We start from the raw sequence: 12,722 nt of genomic DNA on the forward strand, positions 1-12,722 counted from the left end.
TTTATTTGAATTACTCTATTCTATATGCTGCTGCGTCACACAATGAATCATACCACCGTATGCATACAATTCGTTAACATATATACCGACAATTCTTCTCCCTGGAAATTGACCTTCAATGATTTGAAGCCCTAATTTATCATGTTCATCACCGTATATAGGTACCAATACAACTTCATTACCAATGTAAAAATTTAAGTACGATCCTTTACAATCTGCTTCTTTTACCAATTTTCTTGTTACTGGTACTGGAATGAGCTGAAATGGCTTGCCATCTATATTTCTTGCTTGTCGCAATTCTTGATAATGCTTTTCGTACGCCTCCAAAAGATATGACTCTCCTTCACCGAAAGGATCGTATTCATACAATATCGTATTTTCATTTACAAACCGTGCCGCGCCATCAATATGATAATCTGTATCTTCATCATAATTATCCTCTCCGCGTATACCAGTTATCCATATAAAATTCGTTACTCCTAAATATTTCGTTAACTCCATTTCAATTTCTTTCTGACTTAGTGTAGGATTTCGATTTTCATTTATAATAGACGTTTCCGCCGCCATTAAGGTCCCGTTTCCGTTTATCTCAATTCCCCCGCCCTCTAGACAGACACTAGATTCAACTTTTGGAATGCGATACATTTCACTTATTTTATTCGGAATATTAGCGTCGTTTTCGTACGGGTATTTATCTCCCCAACCATTAAATATCCAGTGCGTTAGATAGCGGTTCCCTTCTTTATCTTTTACAAAGATTGGTCCGTTATCTCTTATCCAAATATCATCAGTTTCTTGAATTAAGAAATCAATTTTATTCATATTCACGTTAGCTTCCATTAACTTCGATTGGACATGTATTTTTTCTTCTTCATCACATACAACAATATGGACATTTTCTCCATAGTGAAGCTCCTTTGCCATCGATATCCAAATATCATCTAACTTAGCTCTGTAACCTTCACCCCTATGTGTTTTATCATGTGGCCATTGGAGCCATGTACCTTCATGTTTCTCCCATTCCGCAGGCATATAATACAAACTATTTTCTATATTTCTCATACGTGTTCACCCCTTATATGAATGTATGTCCAGTCTATACTTTGACATCGTGTTAAGGTCAACAGGAATATATTCATTTACTTGTAGCAACTTTATAAGGTGACTCTTTATTTCTCCTTGTGATACACTACTTCTCCTTGTAAAACCGTCACTAAAACTTTCGCATTCGGAATCTTATCGGCACTCATTTTAGTAATATCTTCATTTAGTAATACCATATCAGCTGATTTGCCTACTTCAATCGAACCTGTAATGTTATCAAGACCTAGCGCTTTAGCTGGCTTAATTGTATAGGCATCAATAGCTGCGTATACATCAGACAAGCCCTTTTCATCAATGCTTAATGCATTTGAAATCGTCACAAGTGGATTCAGTTCGTTTACATCCCAATCACTACTAAGTGATACATTCGCACCGGTTTTCCAAATTCGCCCTAACGGCATAATTCGTTTCATTTGCTGATTTGTAAAATACGTACTTGCCCAGCTTTGTTTTGGATCTTCCGTAAAATCATGATCTACTTGAAAATCAGCGCTAATACCTAACTTAGCAAAACGATCTATATCACTATCTTCTACCATTTCCACATGCGTAAGTGTATAAGGCTGGTTTGCACCTTCTTTTTTCGCTGCTTCAATCGCATTTAAACTCTCTCTTACCCCAGCATCTCCAATTGTATGAATAAGTGCACCGTAACCAATTTTATTTAATTCGGTTAACCACCATTTCATTTTTTCTTCTGGAATATAATTCAACCCATACGGAGTTCCTGTAAACCATTCAAATTTATATTTTTCTAGTGTTTTAGCAGTGCTATTAATACTAATTCCATCACTATACATTTTCACTTGATTAATAAACATACGGGATGACACATCATCACGCTTAATTTTTTTGAAATACTCCATTTGTTCTGCTTCGTTTAAATTTGGATATACCCATGGTCGAAGTACTACGCGTGACGTTAGCTTTTTTTCGTCATTTACTTTATTCCAAACGTCTAACCAGCCTCGCTTCCAATAAAGACGTCCATCACCAACTGTAGTAATACCATTCTTTGCAACCTCATCTAAACCGTCTAATAAACCTTCATAATTTTTTTCAAACAGATTTGGTTGAGAATTCCATGCTTTTTCCATCACGATATCTCCTGCTGTATCATAAAGAATACCAAACGGTTCTCCTGTCTCGGAATCCCGAATAATCCTTCCACCTTGTGGATCTTTTGTATCTTTATTTATTCCAGCTAACTCGAGTGCCTTTGAATTAACCCATACAGAATGGGAGGTTCTTTCCATAATTAATACTGGATTATTAGGAAATAACTCATCAAGAACTTGTAATGGGGTTTGTTGCTCTGATTTTTCGTCCATATCTTTTAACAACGCTTCCAAACTGAACCCCGTTCCACTTATCCATTCGCCATCTTTCACACCTTTTTTACAAGCCTTTAAATACGAGCGTTGTTTTTGCAGAGAAGCATCTGGTGAGACACTACAATTTCCTGCTGCTGGTGATTTTGCTTCAAATATATGATTATGATTGTCCACAAAACCAGGAAGGATAAAACGTCCTTGTAAATCCACCACTTTCGTATCTTCATTTATAAATTCCTCTACATCCTTGTTTGAACCAACAAATATAATTTTCCCCTCTTTAACGGCTACAGCCTCTACGATGTCTTGCTTTTCATTTGAAGTATAGATTGTACCATTTTTAAACACTACATTTTTAGGTAACTGACTTGGTAGTACAGCGCTACCACTCTCACCTTCTCCTACTCCAGCAGTACATGCGGAAATCCATACCATACTTAGAACGAGACAAATAATCATGATTGTTCTTCTCATATTCTCTCTCCTTTTTATTATGATAAATTGCTTTCATACATAGAATAAGGATTGACATAATGTTAATGTCAATCCTTATTCTCATTCTATTTTCGTAACTAAAAAACAAATTTGTGTCACATACTCTTCTGCTAAACAATCACATTCAGGTCCCTTTATATAAACCTCATATGGCGAATTAATTATCACATACCCATTTCTTTCAATCCATTCTTCTAACGCTATATAAGCGTAACCTATATAGTCGTAACTTCCATAATGCATAGTAGTAACGATATGATGTGGACTTAGTTGTTTCATTTCATACTCTTGTGCTACGTCTTCATCATTCCCCTGCATAACCGGGATTCTTAATTCAATATCACTGTTACTTGGAATATATTCTTCATCATAAAAGACTGCAGATGGTGAACCGACTATTTGAAAATTTTTTTTTTGTACCTCTTCATATAAGTCATAAAAATAATCATCCATATCATCTATATCTATTTTTACTCTTTGAGTAATTATCGTTACTTCATTCCTCATTCCCATTAATATATCGTAATTTCTATGACGAGCAATATTTAGACTACTATTCACCTTTACCATTTCATTCATTTCTGAAATAACCTGTAAATTTTGCTTCACTTCATGAGACAACTCGATAATTTGTGATTGTATATGTTGAACAAACGAATCTTGATCTGATGACTGCAAAACAATTTTAATTTTTGGAAGAGGAAATTTATACTCCCTTAACTTTTTGATTTTCAACGCTACTTCCAGCTGCTCTTGTTCATAATACCTATACCCATTAACCGGATTCACATATGCCGGTTTTAATATCTCCTCTTTGTCATAATGTCTTAACATCCGCGTACTCATTTTACAAATCCGAGAAAACTCAGCGATGGTATACATATCAATACTCCTTGAATAGATTTTCTTTTCATTACTTATTTATTAAAACCAATCAAAAATCTTCTTCATTGAAAAATCTTCATTCTGATTTTTTAATCTTCTCATTTTTGAAGGTAACAAATGGCTTGGACAATACCACGTTAAACAATTCATTGCGCCTCCCATTGTTGATATTTCTCCTACATGAATTTGAATAACTTGCTTCTCCGTATACTGTTGAATATATCGTAAAACTTCCTCATCTTTAGCTAGTCCAAACTTAGGAACATAAAGAGCATCACATGATTCTAACATATTTATATACAACCCTTTTGCTGATGCTATCTCTTGATCATATTGTCCTTTCTCTGTATATGATGAAGGAACAACTATAAATTCAGCTTCTGGCATTTGTTCTTGAATAATCTCTTGAACACTATATCTAAATTCATGATCCCCTAAAAAATCACTAATAAACATTGTATGTTCATCAATAAATTTAACCATTCCGTCTGCGTGTGCTAGTACATCCCCTTCTTCAGCAGGAATAATAATAACTCGGCTCACATCTAAATCCCATTCTAACTGCTCAATAATTTCCTCTTCTGTCCAATCATCGTTATCATCAAATATACGTTCTGTTAATATTACGGTATCTTTTTTATTCCAAATAAGATTACCACCATCTAATATTAATGGGGATTTCACATATTCAAAGTCATTCTTTTTCAACCATTTATTAAACTGTTGATCTAAATATCGCCCTTGATCATCTGGCAAATAATTTGGTCGATATTTAAATTTAACTAGATGATTTGTGACAACCGGTGCAACATCTCTTAGCCAAATATCATCATACTCAAAACAGCTCGTATGAAAGTCTTGTTCTTCAACAGATAAAGATATAAGTTGATCCGCAATTGATTTCTTTTCATTTAAACATTCATTAAAGTAAATCAAGTCTTCATAAAATGGTTGATAATATTCATTCGATTCGTCTGGTATTGCAGTAAAAATAATGCCATTATGTTTTTGTTCCATATTATTTACCTCGCTTTTTAATAGTAGTTACATAATTGATTTCACAAAGCCAACTAATCCTCAATTCATGTCTTTTTTATTCCAACTCATGCAACATGTACATTTCATGAATGGATTATAGCATGGAGGAATATTATATATTTATATAAAAAATATAAAGCTGACGTTAAGCCTTAAATTGACTCTTGACAAGTTTTTAAATAACCTATTTTAAAACAACAATAAATGATTAAATGATTTTTTTATCAAGATTCAAACCCATTACTTCTAATAGATCATTTTGATTATATAGATTCACCAAATGCGCTTCTACTCCTATACAAATTCCTTCTAGCGGAAGATCATTTGGATCCTGACCAAAGGGATCTTCAATTTCAACCCCTATTGCTTCAATACCTATGAATGCAAAACTTATAAACGTAGTCGCAAGTACTGTAAACCATCCGAGACTATCAACAAGACCAATCGGTAAAGTTGCACAAAATATAATCAATAAAATTTTTATATGAGCAAAATATGCAAAAGGAATAGGTGTTGTTTTGATACGATCACATCCACCCACAGATGTAAGTAACGTATTCAAATCTGTTTCCATACTAATTATCGCATTTGGATGAATTTGCCCCGTTTTCAAACCTTTTGATAGTATAGTTTTCAACATAAAAACTATACTAATCGGTAAATGATTGGACTCAACCAAAAATGCTTTTTCCTTCTCAGAACAGACAGCAAGCAATGATTTCACTTCAGATAAATCTTTTTCCTCTCTCAAGTGTCCTTTCGCTAACTTTGGAAATGCAATTAATAGATGTAAAAATTTTATTTTTTCCTGCTCCATACTCTTCCCTTTAGAATCCCAATGACACAAAAAACTAATTGCTAAATTTCTAGTACAAGCACCAATCGCGCCAAACAGCTTTCTACCTTCCCAGTACCGATCATAGGCAGTATTCGTACGAAACACTAATAGTAATCCTAAAGCTCCTCCGACGATTACCCAAGGAGTCTGATTTATATTTATTTCTGTATAGTAATAATTAATCACAGCTACTATCGTTGAAATACACGTATATAATACGATTTGTGGGAAAATATCTCTTATAATTGTCCCTTTTAATGTAAATATTTGATGTAAACTATTTTGATTATTGTAATGAACCATATTTACAAAAACCTCTTTCTCTATTAACCTTTTATTCTTTTAAATCATGAAAGTATACAATTAAATAATAGAATCATAAACCCTATCATTATGAGGCTGGTTAAGATTATTTCTTTCAATACCGTTACTCCTTTTTTGCAAAAAGATAAAATATCTTATTTAATTCAACAACAAATGTTTACTATTCTAAATCCCGACGCATCATTTTAGAATTCGCAATGAACAATGCACTAATTAATACAAAGATTGCACAGGCATATAACAATAAATCTAACGGACTATCGTGATCTATAATGATGAGACGCACAATAGCTGTTATACCTATATATATAAAATATCGTAATGGAAAATGAAAATTCATTTGAAAATACTTTATAATCATTACGATGAACTCGAAGTACAGAAAGAATACGACGATACTATCAATTAAATGATAACTAGATTCATTACCATCCAATTTCAGTTCTTGCATAAACTGAATGACTTCTTTCATAAGAAACACACTTAGAACAACCCCTAAGCAAATTAAAGCTACATTTAAAATGTACTGTAAAACGATAGGGAAATACGAAAACACTATTTTAAAATTCTTTAACACAAACATTTTTCTCCTTTACCATATAAAACGAAAAGCGAATATACACTACAATTCATTTATCATTATATTTAAATTTATTTTTATAAATAATAAGGAATGACAAAATAGGTAATAAGATTCCACCTATTTTGTCTATATAGCAGCACAACGAAATTACAATTAATTACTTCAATGCAATTGGTTGTTGTTGTGTCACACAATGTATCATACCGCCGTTTTTATACAACTCCCTCACATCAATACCGACTACTTTACGGTCTGGGTATAACTTCTGAATCGTATCGTTTGCGATTTTATCATTCGGATCATTATAATTAGGCACTAATACAACTGTATTCCCAATATAATAATTGATATACGATCCCTTATAATCGAGAGTTTTTCCATTCTCTAAAGCAACCTTTTCTTTACTAAGCGGCAAGTATTCATACTTATATTTCTGTCCTGAAGCATTTTTGGCATCTAACAATGTATCCATATCTTTATTGGATAAACCCCATTCAGCTAGGTCATCTTCTTTCATCGTTACAATGGTAGATTTATTATGGAATTTAGCAAATCCATCAATATGAAAATCCGTAATATCTAAATTAGGTACTCCGTCTAACCAAATAAAGTTTGATACCCCAAGATCACTTATATATTTTTCAATCTCCTTTTCTGATAAATCAGGATTTCTATTTTTATTCGTTACCGCACTTCGAGTTAATAACGCAGTCCCATTGCTGTCTAATTCAATTGCGCCGCCTTCAAGGACAAATTTCCCCCAATCAATTCTTTCAATTCCTGATTGTTTACTCACATTCTTACGTATTTGAGCATCATTTTTATAAGGTGTTTTCTTCCCCCAACCATTAAATGCTGGATCTAATATTTTGAGATTTTTATTGCTGTCATAAACAAAAATTGGTCCACTGTCCCTCGCCCATACATCATCAGTAGGCGAGATAAAGAAATCAATCTTCTCCATATTTAACCCTTCATCTGTTAAAAGGTTATTGATTCTTTCTTTTTCTTCCTGGTCATATGCAACAATGTGGACTTTCTCACCCTCAGTTAAAGCACTTGCCATCTTAACCCAAATAGGTTCAACTTCCTTCTTATACTCTTCACCATATGTGTATTCATGTGGCCATTGCAGCCATGTACCTTCATGTTTATCTTTTTCATCTGGCATCGTATATTTCCCAGCATTTTTCTGTACCTCTACTTTTTCCCCTTCTTTCCCTTTAACATTTTCATTGTTACCCTCAAAAGAGCATCCACTAATAATTGTTGTAGATAATGTAGCTATTAAACAAAACTTTATTGCTTTTTTCATTTTTTCAACCTCCTGTTCTTGTCTCCAATAATATAAAGCTTCACATAGTGTGAAGCTCAAGCTTTTTTATCAATGTAAAAATTACCAATTGTTCTTTGCATTACTTAGCATTTAACTACCTATTTAGATTTATTCATATGTCAATCACCTTTCTTACCTATTTACCCCGCTATTTATGTGCAGTAAGACCCTCACCTCAAAATTCAGCGGAAGCAAAAAAGTTAGGTGGGGGCCCTGCTGTCCGTAAAAGCCCGATTGATGAGGGCTTCTACTCAGTGGGGATGAACAAAGCCCCTCCACTGAATAAAGTTTCACTTTATTCAGTAAGTAAAACTTTACAAAATAAAAAAATCGGTATTGATAATTACATATCAATACCGATTTTTTATAATTATTTTCCTTCTATTAAATCATTCGCCATTTTCCTAAATTCTTGATTAAATGCGTCATTCATACCATTTTGGACGTTAGAAAATAATATGACAAACGTTCGTTTATCCCAGTTAAAATTATTAAAAGTGTTCCAGCCAGCTAATACACCGTGGTTATGATAATAATCTGGGTAAATATAGAAACTAAATCCATATTTTCTTGCAGGTGATGCAGAAAACATATCTGATACACTTTGTTTAGAAAGTAGTTTACCATCCATAATAGCTTCATCTAACTTTTTCATATCTTCAACAGTCGTATACATTTCACCACAACCATACAGCCAGTTCATTTTTAAGCGCGGCGTGGCTATTAACTTATTATCTTTTTTCGTATACCCTTCTGCTAAGAAAATATCTTCTGGAAGTGTTGCGCCCATTCCAGATTCATTCATTTCAACGGGAGTCAAAATATTTTCTTTCACATATTCAGCAAGTGGTTTATTCGATATTTTTTCTACAATATATGCAAGCACCATATAATTATAATCTGTATATTTCCATCCTGTCCCTGCTGGAAATTGTAACGTTTGTGCCCCAATCCACGTTACTAATTTTAACCGTGATGCTGCGTCAACACTACCTTGTCCCTGTTCTGGTAATCCAGACGTATGTGTTAACAAGTTTCGTAACGTAATGTTTTTATCTGCCGGAAACGATGGGATATATTTATTTACATTGTCTTCAATGTTCAACTTCCCTTTTTCTTTTAGTTGCATAATAGATATTGCAACAACTGTTTTCGTAATAGAACCAATGCGATATTTCGTTCTTGGCGTTGTTAATACTTGATCTTTCACATTCGCATAACCGTAGCCTTTTCGTAAAATGACATGACCTTTACTTGCTACAAGAACACTCCCATTAAATCCTTTATCTTTTAAGTACTGATCTAGTTTTCCAGCTGCAATTTCATAACGCTTTTTCTCATTCGCATCAATTTCCTGCTTAACATCTTTTTGCTTACTATTTACATTAGAAAATGCCTTTGCATCATATTTTTTTCCTTTATTTGCATGTATTAGTGTAACAATACTTCCACAAAAAACTGCAAAAATAAAGAAAACGATTAACCATTTCTTTAACATACTAGGAACCCTCTTTTATCTAGTTTCACTTAACGTACATCCATTCTATTTTATATCTTTTAATTATCAAGTATATTATAATATTATTTAATATTCACTCTGTTAAAACTAGATTCCTTTTTCTCATTTTCAATTTTGACTACTCTCTATTGTATTTCTTTCTTGCAAAATTTCCAACATACAATCGGATGCATTACACTATAATTTCAAATTCTTTTGTAACATTTGTTACATACTAAAAAGAATGGAGATGTAATATGAAAAACACCGATAAACGCAATCGTTTAGATGATAAGATGTTTCATTATCGGATAACAAAAAACAACATGGTATTAATTGAATATTACGGAAAACAGATTATGGTATTAAAAGGAAATGATGCTGAAAAATTTTTAAATAAAATAAATCATGCAAATAACGATAAAGAAAAACAGCTAATTATGGCTAAAATTACAGGTAATTTCAAAAGAGGTAATGAACGGAATTGAAAACGAATCTCATTTACATTTTGATTATACAACAAATAAAAAAAGAAATGTCGCTCATTCAACATTTCTTTAGACTTTCTTCATAAAAAATTTACATTGCTAACATTCCTTCATTTTCTATACTTCCTATATAAGCTAACCGCTGAAATAGGAAGTAATACAACTATGCATAACCACGCATACGTATATCCCTTCTTATCTACAATATAACCAAATAAAGCAGGCGCAGCAATAATGGCAATTTGATTTAATGTAAGTGCAAAACTCACTGTCATCCCTACCGATTCTTCACTTGCTGATTCCGCAACTTCAGTTATGAAAAGGCTAAACCATCCAATTGCAAAGAACCCTAACAATGCACTTACACCATACAATACATTCGTTATTGTATGTATGCTCATTACTAATATTAGAATGAAGAAAATAGAAATACAAACAGTTATAAATAAGAGGGTACGCCTATTCCCCTTATAAAATAAATCACTAGTAGCTGCTAATATAACCCTACCAACCATTCCAGAAAAGAACATAACGGAAAATACTTTTCCAGCTAAAATTGGCGTGATTGATTGTTCCAATACTAAAAATTTTATAAAGTGCGCAACTAACACCATTTGCAATGAAATCATACAAATGCCAGTTATATAAATTGCATATAACTCTTTTTTACACATCACTTCTTTTAACTGCATCCAAAAAGAAAGTTTACTACGTTCTTGTTTAACTTTCTCTTGAATATATGGTTCCTTATAAAATATAAAAAATAAAAACCCTCCAATTATACAAATACATGCAATACTATTTACCGCATAGGCCATATTATATTTTATTGTAAGAAACGGGATCAATACTCCCGCTAATGTACCACCAATCGGTATACCGGCTTGTCTAATCCCCATCGCTAACCCGCGATTTTCTTTTGAGAACCACTTCATTATCACCTTACTTCCTCCTGGCTGCGAAACACTATAAAACGTTCCTACTAATAAAAGTACAAAGAGTAACCCATTAAATCCATTGACCATATTAGTCAGTAAAAACGAACCTCCTAGTAAAAATGAACTTATCGAAATTAACAACTTTTCATTGTATTGATCAAGTAGCCGCCCGACAAAAAGCATACAAAATAGCGGTCCTATATTTACAACACTTACTAACAATCCAATCTCCGTATTCGTAAGTGTATATTCTTCTTTCCAAAATAAAGCAAACGCTCCAACACCATACGTTATAAGTGTCGCTGTTGTTTGAGCAACCGTCGCAAAAATTAACATAACCCACTTATAAGTACTATTCACCCTTTCTTCCATTAACACAATAATCCCTCCATCCCCTTCCATTGTATGAAAGTTCTGATATCATATAAAATAAAGATTTATCATGTAATTCATCAAAAAAAATGATACCTTTTCTGGAGGGATGATACTTGGATATAAAAGATTTAACTGTATTTTACGAAGTTGCGAAAGAAAAAAACATATCTCACGCAGCTAAAAATTTAAACTATGTACAGTCTGGCGTAACAATGCGTATGAAACAACTAGAAAACGAATTAGGTGTGCCTTTATTTTACCGAAACGGAAAAGGTGTAACTTTAACTTCTAACGGTGAGATTTTATTAACATACGCCAAACAAATTATCTACTTAATGGATCAATCTGTTAAAGCAGTTCAAAGTAATGGGATCGAACCAAGAGGCACTTTAAAAATTGGATGTACAGAATCTACAACCGCTGTAAGACTTCCATCTATATTAACGGCCTATTATGAGAAATACTCAAAAGTCGAATTGATTTTAGAATCAAATACGACGGAACAATTGATTAGGCTTGTACTAGAACGAAAACTGGACGGAGCGTTTATAGCTGGCTCTACTCAGCATGCTGAACTTCATACAAATATATTTCGTGAAGAAGAATTAGTTCTCATTAGCAAAAAGCCTTTATCTTCCTTTAAAGACATAGGAGACATGAATTTACTTGCATTTAGTCATGGTTGCTATTATAGAAATTTATTAGAAGATTGGCTTCAAGAAGAAGGAATTTCACCTAAGCGAGTATTAGAGTTTGGAACAATTGAAGCGATTCTCGCATGTGTAAAATCAGGTATAGGCATAGCAATTATGATGAAGTCTATTTTAAATGGTCATCAACATGACATATCATTCAACCCTTTGCCAAATAGCTTCAAAAAAGTTCCTACTACTTTTATTACTAGAAAAGATATATATCACTCTGCTGCATTACAAAAATTTATGGAGATGACTCACAATGCGTGAAAAGAAAATACGTGGTATGAAACGAAAAACAAACACTATGATAAAGCGAATTGAGGAACATACAAAACCGTTCCCTTCTACTTTCTATAACGATGAATATTGGAATATGCTATTGCCAGTTTCTCAAGCTTTTATAGATTCTTGTAAAACGGCTAGAAAAGTAAAACGATTATGTATTCAAACCTTATTAAATCAAGCAAATCATTTAATAAATATAAAACCTAGGGATACACATACATATCGAGTTGTTGTTTTGATTTCTATAAATAATTTTTGGGATTCGCAAATCATTATATTTAAAAATGAGGACTACTTTCATAATTTCTTTAATAGAGATAGTGAATTTCAAAAATGGATTCTTCTTTCAAATGAAATTGATTTTTGGGAGACATGGGAAATGTCAGTTTGTCATTCCTTCAAAACGCTTCACTTTCAAGAAATTATTTATGATGCAGATGAATGCTATGAAAAAGAGATTCTGTTTATCGGAGAGTTAGATTAAAAAGGGTATACCTAAAACA

General features: G+C 32.8%; 12 protein-coding genes. 3 read left to right on the forward strand and 9 right to left on the reverse strand.

The window, feature by feature from the left end; all coding sequences use genetic code 11:
• Positions 1-15: 15 nt before the first annotated feature.
• The 8 genes from ACTFO4_RS19780 to ACTFO4_RS19815 all read right to left on the reverse strand — a co-directional run bounded on the left by ACTFO4_RS19780 (position 16) and on the right by ACTFO4_RS19815 (position 9,435).
• Positions 16-1,062 carry an agmatine deiminase family protein gene (locus ACTFO4_RS19780; protein WP_017673133.1) on the reverse strand — a complete coding sequence of 349 codons (1,047 nt, stop codon included), beginning with the start codon at positions 1,060-1,062 and terminating at the stop codon, positions 16-18.
• A 107-nt stretch (positions 1,063-1,169) separates the two neighbouring features.
• On the reverse strand, positions 1,170-2,912 hold the full coding sequence (locus ACTFO4_RS19785) for an amidohydrolase (protein ID WP_440014134.1): 1,743 nt from the start codon (positions 2,910-2,912) through the stop codon (positions 1,170-1,172).
• A gap of 81 nt (positions 2,913-2,993) precedes the next feature.
• Positions 2,994-3,815 carry a MerR family transcriptional regulator gene (locus tag ACTFO4_RS19790; protein ID WP_086401974.1) on the reverse strand — a complete coding sequence of 274 codons (822 nt, stop codon included), beginning with the start codon at positions 3,813-3,815 and terminating at the stop codon, positions 2,994-2,996.
• A 42-nt stretch (positions 3,816-3,857) separates the two neighbouring features.
• Positions 3,858-4,835: an agmatine deiminase family protein gene (locus tag ACTFO4_RS19795; protein ID WP_000435519.1), complete on the reverse strand. Its 978-nt coding sequence runs from the start codon at positions 4,833-4,835 to the stop codon at positions 3,858-3,860.
• Between the two features lie 229 nt (positions 4,836-5,064).
• Entirely contained in the window at positions 5,065-5,997 is a 933-nt protein-coding gene (locus ACTFO4_RS19800; protein WP_000233820.1) for a bestrophin family protein, read from the reverse strand.
• 181 nt (positions 5,998-6,178) lie between these two features.
• Entirely contained in the window at positions 6,179-6,595 is a 417-nt protein-coding gene (psiE, locus tag ACTFO4_RS19805) for a phosphate-starvation-inducible protein PsiE (protein ID WP_000916574.1), read from the reverse strand.
• A 163-nt stretch (positions 6,596-6,758) separates the two neighbouring features.
• Positions 6,759-7,916 (reverse strand): agmatine deiminase family protein, encoded by a 1,158-nt coding sequence (locus ACTFO4_RS19810; RefSeq protein ID WP_000709185.1) that lies wholly within the window; start codon positions 7,914-7,916, stop codon positions 6,759-6,761.
• A gap of 391 nt (positions 7,917-8,307) precedes the next feature.
• Positions 8,308-9,435 carry a serine hydrolase domain-containing protein gene (locus ACTFO4_RS19815; RefSeq protein ID WP_000915192.1) on the reverse strand — a complete coding sequence of 376 codons (1,128 nt, stop codon included), beginning with the start codon at positions 9,433-9,435 and terminating at the stop codon, positions 8,308-8,310.
• 257 nt (positions 9,436-9,692) lie between these two features.
• On the opposite strand from ACTFO4_RS19815, the gene ACTFO4_RS19820 reads away from it, so the two are divergent.
• Entirely contained in the window at positions 9,693-9,923 is a 231-nt protein-coding gene (locus ACTFO4_RS19820; protein WP_000798794.1) for a hypothetical protein, read from the forward strand.
• Between the two features lie 110 nt (positions 9,924-10,033).
• Here ACTFO4_RS19820 and ACTFO4_RS19825 read toward each other — a convergent pair whose 3' ends face one another.
• A complete protein-coding gene (locus ACTFO4_RS19825) occupies positions 10,034-11,263 on the reverse strand; it encodes an MFS transporter (protein ID WP_061457547.1) in 1,230 nt (409 codons plus the stop codon).
• Positions 11,264-11,349: 86 nt separating this feature from the next.
• Here ACTFO4_RS19825 and ACTFO4_RS19830 point away from each other — a divergent pair, with 86 nt between their 5' ends.
• Complete coding sequence (locus ACTFO4_RS19830; RefSeq protein ID WP_000351689.1) at positions 11,350-12,201, forward strand: LysR family transcriptional regulator; 852 nt, start codon at positions 11,350-11,352, stop codon at positions 12,199-12,201.
• On the forward strand, positions 12,194-12,703 hold the full coding sequence (locus ACTFO4_RS19835) for a DUF3916 domain-containing protein (RefSeq protein ID WP_001208333.1): 510 nt from the start codon (positions 12,194-12,196) through the stop codon (positions 12,701-12,703). The genes ACTFO4_RS19830 and ACTFO4_RS19835 overlap by 8 nt, the downstream gene beginning before the upstream one ends.
• Positions 12,704-12,722: the final 19 nt, after the last annotated feature.

It is taken from the genome of Bacillus cereus group sp. MYBKT14-1, assembly GCF_051915185.1.
GTDB lineage: Bacteria > Bacillota > Bacilli > Bacillales > Bacillaceae_G > Bacillus_A > Bacillus_A cereus.